Genomic DNA, 15,043 nt, shown 5'->3' with positions numbered 1-15,043 from the left:
TTGCGGGCTTCATTGCCACCAAGTTCCCTTAGATTATTTTTCTACGCGTATACGTGCAACGTTGCCCCCGCGTTTCGAGCATCCAACAGGCTTTTACACATTCTGTCAAGCTTTTCGTTCGTGCTGGGCAATCGTCTCCTGAGACGTCCACTACATCGGCACGCGAAACGGCTGCGATCATGTCAGAAAAGCGACCGGCGAGTCAGGTCGTCAGATTGCCAATCAAGAAACGCACCTGTCGCTGGAACGTAGACCGCTAGCCTTGAAGGGATCTGAGCCGTCTGTTCAAGCTTATTGTCGATGTTCCAATTGCCGATCGGAGAGTCTGGGATTCTAACCACCCGAATGGAGCCGCTAGCCGATCATCTGGTTCCTGCGACAGATTTAATAATCATTGGGCTTAAAAGTTACTGTTTATGCTGAATAGTTTTGACGACCAAAGCTGTCCGTGCGAAAAATAGCGGCTAAATTCACCGGAGCAAAAATACACCAGCTAGATTGTTCATGATCAACGGATGGCTGTTATGAATCGGGAAATAGTCTGGACGCTATTTTTGCTGATAATCTTGGTTGTCAGTGCGGCAGCAGGTGCATTTTTACGGACTCGACTTCCCGCTCCACATCGTAGCAGTGAATCCGTGGACTTTCTGCGGATCGTGACCGCACTTCTGGTAACCTTCGTTGCATTGGTCCTGAGCCTGCTACTGGCTTCGGAGCTGACTTCCTATAACACATCCTCTCATGACCGTAATCATTATGCCGCAAATCTCACGCAATTGGACGGCTGCATGAGGGATTTCGGCCCTGAACTGTCGGAACAACGACAACAACTGCACGGTTACACAGCCGCAGTCATCGCCAGCACCTGGCCCGAGGAACCACGTCCAACAGAAGTGAACTATCCCGACACATCGCAGTTTCCGCTCGTCGGGGAGGCTCCTGTGCTCACTGGTGTAATGAACGGGATCGGCATTGCGTTGGCAGCTTTGCAACCACAGGATCCGCTACATCAAGCCCTAGCCACGCGATGCAAGGATATTTTTGCCAATGTCACTGCAGCGCGCTGGACCGTTATCGAAGATACCCAAGGCTCGCTCTCAGAACCATTTGCTGGCGTATTGATGTTCTGGCTAACGATGATGTTTCTGAGTTTCGGCTTGCAGGCGCCTCGAAACTCCCTATCCTTCTGCATCGTCGCAATCGCTATAGCTTCGGTAATAAGCGTGGTGTTCGTTATTCTGGACCTTGATCTACCCTACGGTGGAATTTTTGGAATCTCGAGCCACTCGATGCGTCTCGCACTTGCCGATATGTTGCGTTGAACAGCGCAGCGTCAAACACATGGTGAGTTTCTCTTCCAAATCGGTGTCTCGACCGTTTTCAATTGGAAAGAGCCGCACGACGCCAGCCCCATGGCCAGCCTCTTCTTCGTCCGTCTGACTTTGCGGAAGTTCGACCACCAGTAACTGGCCTCGTGTTTTGAATGATCTCCGATCCAACAAATTGACTTTCAGTCGAGATTCAGCGCTTCCGCCTCTTCTTGCTATGCTGTTCAACCGCTCAACGAAGCCCCGAGAAATCGGTCGGGGCGAGGAAGCTATTCTCGACGCGAACGACGATTGGCTTTTCAGCCTCTGTGGCGTTACGCGCAGCAATCCACTCGAGGTCGGCCTGGAAAGCATTCCAGACGCGCTCGCGATGCGCCATGTCATCCCATTTCAAAAGGTAGGTAAGCGCATGGTTGCTCTCACCCACCAGTGTGGTCCAGAATCCTATTTGTTCGATGCCGTACTTGTCGAAAAAAGACAGCGTTGTTGAACGGAAGCGCTCAAGCAAGGCGGGAAGCCTCGTGGGTGCACAATGATAGACGCGAAGCTCTACGATCATTTCATTTTCTCCAGCTTTTTCGCCAATACATGTCGAATGGCAGAACCAGTAATACAATTTTGATTAATCCCGGCCTGCCATCCCAATCTGAGCATTTCACGAGGCGACGACTTCATCCACATCGAGCTTGACTGCAATGTCGGCCGATAGCGAGGTATAGGCAGGATAACGATGCATGACTTCGGGGTCATGACCCGGGACGATGTGGCTGCGATCGCCCACAAGCCTGAAGAGCTGGTCATAGCCCATGACGGTGTCGGCCACGCTGTGGCAGGTCGGGAAGACCTTACCGGTATACATGTGCTCGTAGAGATGGCGATCGCCGGCGCAGAAGGAAAGCTTGCCGGCATAGACGCGCCTGACCATGCCGCAGACATCTTCAGCCTCACAGTGGTGCCCTATAGTCTGGTGACACATGCCTAGTATTGAACGTGCAAGATGCCGTGCGATTTTCCTTGGTCGTCACGCCAGAATTCCCGATCTGCGTGTAGGATGCGAATGTTGAGAACACCCTTCAAGCACGGGCTATCGCTTGTAATCCCAAAGCGACTTATTGCTTGAAGAAACGGCGATGGCACCCTGTTTCATTGCGGTAGCAACATCGACCTCATTGCAAATAAAACCAGAAGCCACGATAGGTGGTAGGCGGCGCTTGTCCTCCGCAGACAGGTAACCCAGCATTGGCGACGGCATGATCTGCACCAGATTAGGTGCGCTCTGCGATATTGCCTTCAGGCTGCGGGGCCATGTGGAACGATCGGTCACAAAGACCTTCTGCATGGTCAGGAGGCCGCATTGCGCGGCCTTCTGAATTGTCGGAACGCGGGTCGACAGCAGAACCGAAATGCCTATCTCGGCAAGGAACTCAATAGCTCCCTTATCCTGCGACAGTCCTTCGCAACTGTCGATGTTCAGAACGATCAGCTTGTTGCTTTTCTTCAACGCATTCAGCACTTCAGCCACGTGGCGCAGGGCAATGTTGGCAACGATGCCGACTTCCGCATTGCTGTCCAGAAATGCCTGAAGATTGTCCACGCCGTAGAGCGTGGCCATGGCTGGCGCCCGCAAAAGCCGCTCACCGATCGTTCTGTCCAACGTCATTCCATTATTTTCCGTCTCTTGGCATGTCGAGCGAAAGTCCGAGCTTGCCGGGGTTAAGCAGATTGTCTGGATCGAGCGCCTTCTTCACTGTTTCCAGTAGCGGAAATGCCGATCCCAGAGCGTCCTTCATGTAAGGCGCACGGAGCAGTCCGACACCATGATGGTGGCTCAAGGCTGCACCATACTTGATTAGAACAGCATTGGCAGCATCCCATGCAGCACGATACCATTCTGCGCGCTTTTCCACGTCCACATCACCACGTAGCGAGAAATAAAGGCAGGCGCCGTCGACATAGGCATGCGACTGGTGCGCCGATCCAGCCAGTGTACCCGGCACGGCATTGATGGCGGCCACGACTTCATCGTAGATCGCAGGCAGGTCACGCCAGCATCCGGTCATTTCCAGCGTATCGGCGACAAAGCCCGGGCTGCGTTTGAAGCCCTCGGCGCTCTTGCCGGTCAGGTAACGTGTATCGAGCCACTTCTCGAAGATCGCATCACCATCAAGCTTGTCACCGAGTTCGGCGCATACCTTCTCGCTGATCGCCATCACGGCATCGACCATTTCCTGCGCGCCTTCGTCGGCGATCAACAGCACGTTGCTTTCCGGCAAGCCGAACTGCACACCGCTTTCAAGCTCGTCGTAAAGACGAAGTGCTGCCGGATTGGCACCGCCCTGCATGATCCGACGGCAGGCTTCCAGACCAATGGCAAAGCTCTTGAACCCGTAGGCGATAGCGCGGGCGTAGTCCGGCAGGCGATGTAGTTTGAAGCGCGCCTTCACGATGATGCCGAGCGTACCTTCCGAACCGATAAAGATTTGCTGTAGATCTGGACCTATTGCTGCGCGAGCGTAGTTTCCAACCGTCACCAGCGAACCATCGGCCAGCACGACTTCCATGCCGTAGACCATGTCCTCGATCTTGCCGTAGCGCGTGGAAAGCTGACCCGCACCGCGGCAGGCGATCCAGCCACCCACGGTGCTGATGCCGTACGAAGACGGCCAATGCCCCATCGTCATGCCGAAATCGCGCTGGATCATTTCCTCAAAAATATCGCCGAACATGCCAGCTTCAACTTCAACGATCTGGCTGTCCGCGTCGAAGCTGACGAAACGGTTGAGATTGCAGACATCGAGCACGATGCCGCCACGCAGCGGCAGGGCCGCACCGGTCACGTTGGAACGTCCCGCAGAGACCGTGACAGGGACCTTGGCTTCATGCGCGAGCCGCATGACTGCCTGAACCTGTTCCACCGTCGAAACGCGAACAAACACGCCGTCAACTGTTGCTGGCTTTCCGCCGGTTTCAGCGACCATCGTGCGCGCCCACCAGTCGCGTGTGTTCACGACGAAATCTTCGCGTGCGGTCAGAACTTCATCTGCAACGCCCCGCAGCTTCTCAACGAGAGCTGCGTCCACCGAAACGGCGTTCTGAGCCAGATCGGCTTTTGTGCCGATTTCATTAATACTGCCAGCATAGTGCGGCTGTGTCGGAGCACCGACGACATAATTTCCGCGATTATAACCGCGCTTGATGGCTTCCTTGCTGATCATGTTCAGTTCGCTCCTATGAGAATGGATTTTTCTTTTTCGGTCGCAGCCACATAGGCTGCGACCTGACGGTCGATTTCAGTTTGGGGGAGATCAAGCTCCTCACCCAGCAAAGCTCCCACCTTTGCGGCGGCACGGGCGGAAGCATCACGCGCCATCAGGCGGGCACGCATACGGCGCGACAGCACATCATCAATTGTCCGGGCAAGTTCGTGCCGCGCGGCATAGACGACTTCACCGGCGGTGTAAGGCAGTCCGTCAATCAGCGGTTCGGCGAGTTCGGGACGAGCGGTCATCAGATCACTGACAAAGCGCGATTCAGTGCCGTAACGTTCACCCAGATGCGCCTCCATGCCGCCGGAGGCAACGATTGCCTGCGCGTCATATCCGGCTGCACCCAGCAGAAATGCCTTCTTCGTGGTGCAGCGGCGGCGATCACCGAGAACTTTTGCAGCAGCATCCACTGTCTGTTCGGCCATATGGCGCGAAGTCGTCAGCTTGCCGCCCACAATCGTGACGAGGCCGTCAGGTGCAACATGCACGGAATGATCGCGTTTGACATCCATGGTACTGCCGCCTGACGAAGCGGCTACCAGTGGGCGGCACCCGGCAATGCTGCCGACGACATCGTCCGGCGTCAGGTCGATATTGAGCGCGCTGCAGGCGCCCTCGATCAGAAAATCAAGCTCGCGACGTGTGCAATGCACGTCATCGAGATCGCCCTGATAATCCTCGTCGGTCGTGCCAAGATAGGAAACGTTGCCCCAGCGCGTGATGGTCGCGCGCCGGCTGCGCCCTGGTACAGGCACCGTCACCGTGCAGTCGTTGCGGATTTTCAACCATGGGATTGCCACGTGAACGCCTTTGGCCGGGCGCACATGCAACGGTTTTTCGCCATCCTTGCCGAGCCCCATCCAGTCCCGCAGCCATACGCCCGTCGCCATGATGACGGTCTTGGCACGTACCCGGATTTCCTTGCCTTCGACGGTATGAACGATAGCGCCATCGACCCGACCCGAACTACGGGTAATCTCGGCTACCTTCGAGTGATTGAGGACCGTCGCCCCATGAAAGCCGGCAGAACGGGCCAATGCCAGCGTCAGGCGAGCATCGTCGACGCGAGCGTCGAAATACATGAGGCCGCCGCGCAGATACTCGTCCTTGAAGGTCGGGCAGTGGGCCAGCACTTCGGCAGCGGTCAGCTTCTGGTGCAGAATACCTTCGCGCCAGCCGCCAGCCAGATCATATGTCCAGAGCAGTCCTTCAAACGCCTTGGCGAAGCGCGCATCGAACACACCATCCCGCTCCAGAATTGGAAACAGGAAAGGCAGGCGCTGTACCAGATGGCCAGCATTGCGGCGCAGGCGCTGGCGCTCCAGCAGCGAATGGCGCACCAACCCAAGATTGCCTTGTTCGATATAACGCAAACCGCCATGCACCATCTTCGACGATTTTGATGACGTACCGGATGCAAAATCATCCTTCTCGACCAGCGCAACACGAAAGCCGCGCAAACTGGCATCGAAGGCGCAGTAAGCACCGGTTACGCCGCCACCGACAATCAGAATATCGTAGGTTTCGGTAGCAAGACGGTCTTCCTGTTCCGACCGGATCAGCCGCAGCGGCTCGGTGCGGATCATCCGGGCGCGATCCTTGTCCGCACGCCGGGAGCGCAGATTCAGCATTTCAACTCCTGTTTAATGATAATGACCGGATCGAACGCGTGCGACTTCCTCATCCGTGAGGGAGTGCCATCGCGCTCTACGGTCCTGTCTTTCCGCTTCGCTGGTCTTGGGGATGAAAAGACTGCCTTCGGGCAGTGTGGCACGCGCTTCCGCAAGGTCGCTCCAGAGCAACCCGTCGCTGCCTGCCAGAAACGCGGTGCCCCGCAGGCTCGCGCGATCCTGATCTGCCATGCGCCGCACAGGAACCCCGCTGAGATCAGCCTGCAGCTGAAGCAGTGTATTGCTGGACGAAAGCCCCCCGCCTGCCACCACTTCCCGAACCGAAACGCCCGCCACTTCAGAGCTCGCCTCCGCACAGGAAACGACCGAATGCGCAATGCCTTCAAGAATGGCATGGGCAAGATGCGCCCGGCTATGCGCCATCGAAAGACCGGTCAGCGATGCGCGGCCATCGGGAACAATATTCGGCTGACGCATTCCCGTGAGGGTCGGCATGAAGAACAGGCCATCCGACGACGACACGGTGGCAGCCAGTTCACTGATCTCTTTTGCATTCTCGAACCAGCGCATTTCACTGCAGAGCCAGTTGAGCGCGGATCCTGTTGTGGCGGCATAGGTCTCAACTGCGAAATGCGAGAGGTTCTCGCTCCGCCAGGCCGTCATGGTGAAGGTTGCTTCATAGAGGCCAGGATTTTTCGGAGTCTGCTTTCCGATCACAAGATCGACAAAGCTGCCCGTACCATGCACACACATGGCTTGTCCCGCATCGTGACAGCCAAGACCGACAAGACCGCCGAGCTGGTCGCCGCAAGACGCCTTGATCGGCACACGGATACCCAGAATATCCTGCCGCGTATAACCGAAATCGTCCGCGTCCTGTTTCAGTTCGGGCAAAAGTTCCAGCGGAAAATCCTGCGCCTCCACCCAATCGGTGAAATAGCGATGCTCACCGAGAATATAGGCCCCCGCAGAGGTAGCATTCGTCGGCGTCGTGACGGCTTTGCGTTCGTCAGACAGGTTCCACAGCAGCCAGCTGTCGACCGTGCCAAAGGCAAGTCTTTTCGCTTTCCACGCCTCGCGTACAGCAGGCGTTTCCTGCATATGGCGCGCCGCCCACAGATAGATCGCCCGTCCGCCAACCGGACGCCCGGCAAGTGACACGAGTTTCGCGTCCCATATGGCACCGAGTGGCTTCAGTTCTTCGGCATAGCGCGAATCCTGCCAGACCATGGCTGGAACCAGCGCCCGGCCGGTTTCCGTATCCCACAGAACACCGGTTGCGCGTTGCGTGGCAATTGCCATTGCGGCGATCTCCACGCCCGCGTCTCGTGCTGCGGCAATCGTCTTGCCACACACTTCGATGGTCCTTTGCAAAAGAACATCGGCGTCCTGTTCCACCACGTTATGACGCGGCGAAGATACGGTAAGCGTCGTGTAATTGATGGCGGAGACCGAACCGTCGGCCGCGACAAGCGCGGCCCTGGTTCCGGACGTTCCTTCATCAATGGCCAGAATGGCCTGTCTGCGTCCGTTCACATTATCCTCCGTTATTACCTGTCGCCTTCGAACTGCGGCGCATTCGGCTCGTCATCCGGGCTGATCTTGGTGCGTGTGGGATCCCACTGAATGATCGAGCAGATGATGCAGGCAATCAGTGGAACGACCGACAGGATCAGGAATGTCGTGCCGAGACCGTAGGTCTCCCGGAAGATTGGAAACACCAGCAAGCCGAGCGCCGCGCCCATGGCGCCGAGCGCACCGATGACACCGTTGGCGCCTGCACGCAGTTCGCTTCGGAACGAGAGTGACGACAGGCTCTTGCCGTTCGCACCGGGACCGCCGGAATGGAACAGGATGAACAGCGACGGCACGATCACCGCGAGCCAGGTCGGCATAGTGTCATGGAACAGACCCATGATCAGCAGCATGACAAAGACTGCACCGAAGCCGATGGCGGAAGCCTTGCGCAAGCCAAGTACGCGTCCGATAACGGGTGAAGAGAAGCCGCCGATAATGCCAAACACGTTGAACACCAGCGTGCCCAGCATGGCGTAGAGGAAGTCCTTGCCGAACAGCGCCGCACTGATGAGCGGCAAGTACCAGCCCACAGCAAAATACTGGATCGACTGTCCGATCTGGACGGTTGCGGCAAGAATGGTGCGCGGTAAATAAATGCCACGGAAAATCAGCGCAACATTGGCGATGCCGCGACGGGCCTGATTGAGAACCGGCAAACGGTCTTCAGGCATGGCGGCAACAAAATCGCGGTGATAAATGCGGGTCATCGCACGGGCAGCATCCTCCAGCTGCTCCTTGCGGGCAAGCCAGATCGGGCTTTCAACCATGAATACCGCCTGAAGAACCATGATGGCGAAGGCGAACACGCCCGTTGCGGCAACAGAATAGCGCCAGATCGAGTCACCCACGTCCCAGCTGTAGAACAGCATGGCCAGAAGCACGTTTGTACAAACGGCGGTGTACCAGATGCCCTGCCAGGTATTGAGGCGGCTGCGCAGGCGCGCCGGTGTGAATTCGGCAAGCACGGCCATTGCAATGGCGAAATCGATACCGTAGGCAGCGCCCACGAAGAAACGCCCCATGAGAATGACTTCGTAGGAATGGGCCGTCATCACCAGCACCGCTCCGATAAGCGCCAGAAGCTTTGCGAAGATCAGCGGGCGCATACGGCCCCAGCGGTCGGCGATCCAACCACCGATTGGATTGAACGCAATCGACACCCACGAAGCGAAGGATGTCATCAGCGCAACCTGCGCTGCATCCAACCCCAGGTCGCGGGTCATTGGCCCAAGCCCCGCGCTCAGCGCCGAATTGGCGAAGGCATCCAAAAACAGGCCACCGAGCGCCAGCCACCAAATAATACCGGCGCGGCCTCGAATACCATCATTCGCATCAATGTAGGAAATAATATCCGGCACGCCCCTTAGGGCAATTTTGCTTCCGTGCATTCCCGCGTCCTCCCAACGTCGCTAAGACATCTGCAAGAGGACTTATCCGGATTCCAGACATAATAAGACCAACCTTGCAGATGGTCTTAAATCTTCAGTCTGCATTTACGCTTATAGCCAATTTTTAAGAGGAGTCAATGCGCCAGTTTTATCACTGAACAACGATGGCTGGATAGCTGCATCCAGAGCTTGCCTCAACTTTACACTGTGCTGACACGCCACGGATGCAAGTCGCTTTTTCACGGAATGAAAGCATTCAGCCTCGCACCGTCATCCTTATTCAATATTACCAGTCAAGAATTTTACCTTTCGGTTGGACCCACGCAATTCTATCCACCCTCCCCAAAAAGCGGTCGAATAGAATTCGAGCCTTGATCGCTGCACTTTTAGCACATTTGCAATGAATTCAATCATTTTTGATTAAAAAATAATCAACATCAATATTGATTAAGAAATAGACATAAAACTATTGCCAACGCAAGAGCTCTGCGGCATCAATGCGACATGAACCAGGCTGACCTAACCATTCTCATTATCGACGAGAACGCCATTCGCTCCTCGATTATCGAGGAAGGATTGCGCGAGGCCGGGCATGGCAAAGTCGTGGTGATCAATGAAATGCTCGGCATAGCGCGAATGATTGAAACGCTTAATCCGGATGTGATTGTCATCGACATCGAAAACCCCAATCGTGACATGATGGAGCACCTGTTCCAGCTAACGCGTACAATCAGCCGTCCAATCGCCATGTTTGTTGACCGATCCGACACCGCTTCTATTGAAGCAGCAGTTGAGGCAGGCGTCTCCGCCTATATCGTGGACGGACTGAAGAAGGAGCGGGTAAAGCCCATCCTTGATATGGCGGTCAGTCGCTTCAATGCCTTCAGTCGTCTGCAGCGCGAACTGGCGGATGCCAAATCGGCACTGGAGGAAAGGAAAGTCGTTGAGCGCGCCAAGGGCATTCTCATGAAGATGCGGGGTCTTTCTGAGGAAGACGCTTTTTCCCTACTGCGGCAGACTGCCATGAACGAGAAAAAGAAAATGTCGGATATTGCCCAAAGCATCGTGACCGCAGCCGGACTACTGATGAAATGACGGTGGGTTTGAACCCTGGGGAAACCATTCCGGGAGTATGGGCAGATGAGCATGTCAAACAGATTTGCTGAAGCGGGTAGCAGCCTTACCAAGCCCGCCAGCATTGCGGGCAAAGAAATCAAGACATTGCGCGCCGGCTTTATTCCTCTTGTCGACGCGGCCGTGCTGATCGCGGCCGCCGAATTTGGCTTCGCAAGAGTTGAAGGCCTGAGCCTCGACCTCGTCAAGGATGTCTCCTGGGCCAACGTCCGCGATCGACTGGCTTTTCGACAGTTCGATATCGCGCATATGCTGTCGCCGATGCCCGTAGCCTCCATGTTGGGACTCGGATCCAACCCATCGCCAACGATAACGCCGTTTTCTCTTGGAAAGGGCGGCAATGCGATCACTCTTTCTGCGCGGATTTACGAAAGAATGCACGTAACCGCCGGTCTGGCAGAAACGGCAACCGCGCTGGAAAATGCCAGGGCGCTCGCTTCCGTAATACGTGACATGCAATCGCGCGGCGAACCTTTATTGAAACTCGCCATCACCTACCCTTTTTCGTCACACAACTATGAATTTCGCTACTGGCTGGCAGCGGGCGGCATCGACCCCGACAATGATGTAAAGCTTGTCATTGTACCCCCACCGCTAACGTCGGACGCATTGGCGACCGGCGCAATCGATGGTTTTTGCGTCGGCGCACCCTGGAACATGGTAGCCTCAGAACGCGGCACCGGGCGGATTGTTGCCGCCAAGCAGGACATCTGGCCGTCTGCACCCGAAAAGGTCATTGGCATGCGTCCGGAATGGGCCGAAACTCATCCCGAAACCGTATCTCGCCTCATTGTTGCTCTCGACAAGGCGGCACGCTGGTGCGATGGCACTGAAAATCACGACGCGCTGGCCGAGGTTCTCGCGGACAATCGTTATCTTGGCGTATCGAAGCAGATCGTCCGCAACGTGCTCGCAGGAACGTTTAATCTCGACAAACAAGGCAATCACCGCGTTATCGAACATTACTTCGCCTTCCATGCCGGTTTTGCCAATTGCCCCCGCCCCAATGATGCGATGTGGATCTATAGCCAAATGGTACGTTGGGGGCAGATAGAGGCATCGCAATCGGCGCAGCAAAAAGCGGCTCAATCCTACCGACCAGATCTCTATTGTACGGCCCTTGGCATTTCGCATCCGCCCTTCGAAGGGAACGCCGTTGAAGGCATCAGTGCCAGAGATCGCTTCATGGATGGCCGGACCTTCGACCCGTCGGACATAGAGACTTACGTGCAAGGATTTGATGTGCGTCGCGAGACCTCTACGGGCCCGAGCGCGTTGGAAGATTGAGCTGCCAATGCCCAATTTGATTGCACCCAGACGGCACAACCCGACAAAAGCGCCTAAAATACAGCCACACTTTGGGAGCGCGAATAAGCTTCTGGCTATTTTTTCATTCTTTTTAATTTTGTATTTTCAATCACTTGCAAATTTTCTGGAATTCTGGCACGCTTCTTGCTTGTAAATATTATGCACCGGTCAACGGCGACTGATGCAACAAGCGAGCCAGATATCGCTCCTGTCACGACACCGACGTCGCAAGGAATTGCAGCCCGAACCTTTCGTTCGAGGATGCTATCTCCAGGCGGCGTTTTTTTGTGCCCAGTTTCAAGCGAACCTAATTCAAGCCAGCATAGGGGAAGCCAGCCGATGACACCGCATAACAAAGCAGAAACCAGAACCGGCATCACCCGGCGCAGCATTTTGAAGACCAGTGCCACCGCAGCTCTTTTCACCGCAATTCGCTCGACATTTCCCGGCGGTGCCTTTGCAGCCAACAGCGGACCCGAAGTCAGCGGCGCCAAGCTCGGCTTCATCGCGCTAACCGATGCCGCGCCGTTGATTGTTGCCAGGGAAAAAGGCCTGTTTGAAAAGCACGGCCTGCCGGATGTCGAAGTCGCCAAGCAGGCGTCCTGGGGTGCAACACGTGACAATCTCGTGCTGGGGGGCGCGTCTAATGGCATCGATGGCGCGCACATCCTTTCGCCGCTTCCCTATCTCATCCATACCGGAAAGGTAACGCAGAACAACCAGCCTGTGCCAATGGCCCTTCTGGCACGACTGAATTACGACAGTCAGGCTATTTCGGTTGCCAAGGAATATGTCGATACTGGCGTCCAGCTGGATTCATCCAGGTTGAAGGCCGCCTTCGAAGAGAAGAAAGCAGACGGCAAAGAAATTAAAGCTGCGATGACTTTCCCCGGTGGCACGCACGATCTGTGGATCCGCTACTGGCTCGCTGCTGGCGGCATTGATCCCGACAAGGACGTTTCCACCATCGTTGTCCCACCACCGCAAATGGTCGCCAATATGAAGATCGGGAATATGGACCTGTTCTGCGTCGGCGAACCGTGGAACGAACAGCTCGTCAACCAGGGGGTCGGCTTCACGGCAGCGACGACGGGTGAAATCTGGAAACATCATCCGGAAAAGGCGCTCGGCATGCGTGCCGACTGGATTGAGAAAAATCCGAATGCCGCAAAAGCCCTACTCATGGCTGTAATGGAAGCCCAGCAATGGTGCGATAGCATGGACAACAAGGCAGAAATGGCAGAGATACTTGGCAAGCGCCAATGGTTCAATGTGCCTCCAAAGGACGTGCTGGGCCGGCTCAAGGGCGACATTAATTACGGCAATGGCCGTGTCGTACAGGGCACCGATCTGCAAATGAAATTCTGGACGAACGGTGCGTCCTATCCCTTCAAAAGCCACGACACCTGGTTCATCGCCGAAAATATCCGCTGGGGCAAATTTACGCCTGACACAGACATCAAAGCGCTGGTCGATCAGGTCAATCGGGAAGACATCTGGCGCGAGGCTGCAAAGGATCTCGGTGTCGCGGCAGCAGATATTCCAGCGTCGACGTCACGCGGTGAGGAAACCTTCTTCGACGGCAAGGTCTTCGATCCCGAAAATCCTTCGGCCTATCTCGACAGTCTCGCGATCAAGGTTGCGTCCTGAGCCAACCTGGGACGCGCAACCAGCGCGTCACCCTCCCCTTCGAACAGGAGCGTTGCATGTCCGCCGTACTGAAAGATCAAACCATCGTTACACAGCTAACGCCAAAGGCGACAAAGCCTGCCGGGAATGTCGCCCGGCTTGCCAACCAGCCCAAATCGGGCCTCGATATAAGTGCGCTGGCGCGCGGTACCGTGGGTAACATCGCACCGCCTTTAGTGGTGCTGGCCGTACTGCTGGGTATCTGGCAACTCCTTTGTGCTACCCCTGACGCGTCTTTGCCTGCGCCGTTCAAAGTCTGGGAGGATAGTTATGATCTGATCGCCTATCCCTTCTTCAATTATGGATCACAGGATATCGGGCTTGGCTGGCGTGTGCTCGTCTCGCTGGAACGTGTCGCCTACGGCTTTGGCCTCGCGGCTATTGCCGGTGTCGTGATTGGCGCGGTCATCGGCCAGTCAGTGTGGGCGATGCGTGGCCTTGATCCGATTTTTCAGGTACTGCGTACTGTGCCACCGCTGGCTTGGTTGCCCCTATCGCTTGCCGCCTTCCAGAATGCCAATCCGTCAGCGATTTTCGTTATCTTCATCACTTCAATCTGGCCGATCATCATCAACACCGCGGTCGGCGTACGTAATATTCCGCAGGATTATCGCAACGTCGCCAAAGTGCTACGCCTCAACCAGTTTGAGTTCTTCTTCAAGATTATGTTGCCATCGACAGCACCCTATATCTTTACCGGCCTCCGGATCGGCGTTGGCCTTTCCTGGCTTGCCATCGTAGCTGCCGAAATGCTGACCGGCGGTGTCGGTATCGGGTTCTTCATCTGGGACGCGTGGAACTCCTCACGTCTGTCCGACATCATCGTCGCGCTCGCCTATATTGGCCTTGTCGGCTTCGCGCTCGACAAGCTTGTGGCAGCCGTCGGTCGACTTGTCACCCGCAGTGCTTCCCTAAGCTGAGGAGAAGAGATATGAACGCCTATCTCAAGCTCGACCATATCGACAAATATTTCGACCGCTCGGAAGTCCTCAAAGACATCAATCTTTCGATCTCCAAGGGCGAGTTCGTTTCCATCATCGGTCACTCCGGCTGCGGAAAATCCACACTTTTGAACCTGATTGCCGGGCTGACGCCAGTCTCGTCCGGTGCGGTCCTGCTCGAAAACAAGGAAGTCAACGCCCCGGGACCTGAACGGGCTGTGGTGTTTCAGAACCATTCGCTGCTACCCTGGCTGTCGGTTTACGAGAACGTCAATCTTGCGGTGACGAAGGTTTTCCGGTCCAGCAAAACCAGAGCTGAACGACATGATTGGGTCATGACCAATCTCGACCTCGTCCAGATGGCGCATGCAAAAGACAAGCGCCCGTCGGAAATTTCCGGCGGCATGAAGCAGCGCGTTGGCATCGCGCGTGCATTGGCTATGGAACCGAAAATACTGCTGCTCGACGAGCCTTTTGGCGCACTGGATGCGCTGACCCGCGCCCATCTTCAGGATGCGATCATGGAAATCCACACCCGGCTTGGCAACACGATGGTGATGATCACCCATGATGTGGATGAAGCGGTCCTGCTCTCCGACCGTATCGTGATGATGACCAATGGTCCGGCGGCGAAGATAGGCGAGGTGCTGGATGTCGCTATCACACGCCCGCGCAACCGCATCGAGCTGGCCTCTGACCGCACCTATCTGAAATGCCGCGAGGCTGTTTTGAAGTTCCTCTACGAGCGCCATCGCTTCGTGGAAGCTGCGGAGTAATCCT

13 protein-coding genes are annotated in these 15,043 nt (G+C 56.0%); 7 read left to right on the top strand and 6 right to left on the bottom strand.

Annotated features, from left to right (window positions below):
• Positions 1-638: 638 nt before the first annotated feature.
• The gene (locus tag ACSME1_RS21805; RefSeq protein WP_435655499.1) at positions 639-1,322 is read left to right on the top strand and encodes a hypothetical protein; all 684 of its coding nucleotides are present in this window, start codon (positions 639-641) and stop codon (positions 1,320-1,322) included.
• A gap of 238 nt (positions 1,323-1,560) precedes the next feature.
• Here the strand turns inward: ACSME1_RS21805 and ACSME1_RS21800 are convergent, their stop codons facing one another.
• Positions 1,561-1,887: an NIPSNAP family protein gene (locus ACSME1_RS21800; protein WP_435655498.1), complete on the bottom strand. Its 327-nt coding sequence runs from the start codon at positions 1,885-1,887 to the stop codon at positions 1,561-1,563.
• Between the two features lie 171 nt (positions 1,888-2,058).
• On the opposite strand from ACSME1_RS21800, the gene ACSME1_RS21795 reads away from it, so the two are divergent.
• Positions 2,059-2,310: a hypothetical protein gene (locus tag ACSME1_RS21795; RefSeq protein ID WP_435655497.1), complete on the top strand. Its 252-nt coding sequence runs from the start codon at positions 2,059-2,061 to the stop codon at positions 2,308-2,310.
• A gap of 102 nt (positions 2,311-2,412) precedes the next feature.
• Here the strand turns inward: ACSME1_RS21795 and ACSME1_RS21790 are convergent, their stop codons facing one another.
• Genes ACSME1_RS21790 through ACSME1_RS21770 form a run of 5 tightly spaced genes read right to left on the bottom strand, consistent with a single transcriptional unit; the run spans position 2,413 to position 9,191 of the window.
• A complete protein-coding gene (locus ACSME1_RS21790; RefSeq protein WP_435655496.1) occupies positions 2,413-2,988 on the bottom strand; it encodes a glycerol-3-phosphate responsive antiterminator in 576 nt (191 codons plus the stop codon).
• Between the two features lie 4 nt (positions 2,989-2,992).
• On the bottom strand, positions 2,993-4,543 hold the full coding sequence (locus ACSME1_RS21785) for an FAD-binding oxidoreductase (protein ID WP_207489275.1): 1,551 nt from the start codon (positions 4,541-4,543) through the stop codon (positions 2,993-2,995).
• A gap of 2 nt (positions 4,544-4,545) precedes the next feature.
• Positions 4,546-6,225, bottom strand: coding sequence for an FAD-dependent oxidoreductase (locus ACSME1_RS21780; RefSeq protein ID WP_435655495.1), 1,680 nt, complete (start codon positions 6,223-6,225; stop codon positions 4,546-4,548).
• Positions 6,226-6,237: 12 nt separating this feature from the next.
• Positions 6,238-7,761, bottom strand: a complete 1,524-nt coding sequence (locus ACSME1_RS21775) for an FGGY family carbohydrate kinase (protein ID WP_435655494.1) — start codon at positions 7,759-7,761, stop codon at positions 6,238-6,240.
• Positions 7,762-7,775: 14 nt separating this feature from the next.
• On the bottom strand, positions 7,776-9,191 hold the full coding sequence (locus ACSME1_RS21770; RefSeq protein ID WP_207489272.1) for an MFS transporter: 1,416 nt from the start codon (positions 9,189-9,191) through the stop codon (positions 7,776-7,778).
• A 504-nt stretch (positions 9,192-9,695) separates the two neighbouring features.
• Between ACSME1_RS21770 and ACSME1_RS21765 the strand changes: the two genes are divergently transcribed.
• From ACSME1_RS21765 to ACSME1_RS21745, 5 genes are all read left to right on the top strand, one after another.
• On the top strand, positions 9,696-10,286 hold the full coding sequence (locus ACSME1_RS21765) for an ANTAR domain-containing response regulator (protein WP_105707747.1): 591 nt from the start codon (positions 9,696-9,698) through the stop codon (positions 10,284-10,286).
• 51 nt (positions 10,287-10,337) lie between these two features.
• Positions 10,338-11,612 carry a CmpA/NrtA family ABC transporter substrate-binding protein gene (locus tag ACSME1_RS21760; RefSeq protein ID WP_435655493.1) on the top strand — a complete coding sequence of 425 codons (1,275 nt, stop codon included), beginning with the start codon at positions 10,338-10,340 and terminating at the stop codon, positions 11,610-11,612.
• A gap of 360 nt (positions 11,613-11,972) precedes the next feature.
• Positions 11,973-13,283 carry a CmpA/NrtA family ABC transporter substrate-binding protein gene (locus ACSME1_RS21755; RefSeq protein ID WP_207489271.1) on the top strand — a complete coding sequence of 437 codons (1,311 nt, stop codon included), beginning with the start codon at positions 11,973-11,975 and terminating at the stop codon, positions 13,281-13,283.
• A 56-nt stretch (positions 13,284-13,339) separates the two neighbouring features.
• Positions 13,340-14,242: a nitrate ABC transporter permease gene (gene ntrB / locus ACSME1_RS21750; RefSeq protein ID WP_435655492.1), complete on the top strand. Its 903-nt coding sequence runs from the start codon at positions 13,340-13,342 to the stop codon at positions 14,240-14,242.
• Positions 14,243-14,253: 11 nt separating this feature from the next.
• Positions 14,254-15,039 (top strand): ABC transporter ATP-binding protein, encoded by a 786-nt coding sequence (locus ACSME1_RS21745; protein ID WP_105707742.1) that lies wholly within the window; start codon positions 14,254-14,256, stop codon positions 15,037-15,039.
• The last annotated feature ends 4 nt before the right edge of the window (positions 15,040-15,043 follow it).

It is taken from the genome of Brucella pituitosa, assembly GCF_965577835.1.
In the GTDB taxonomy this organism is placed as follows: domain Bacteria; phylum Pseudomonadota; class Alphaproteobacteria; order Rhizobiales; family Rhizobiaceae; genus Brucella; species Brucella pituitosa.
Note: the sequence above shows the minus strand (reverse complement) of the source record. Positions and strands in the feature narration are given on the sequence as shown.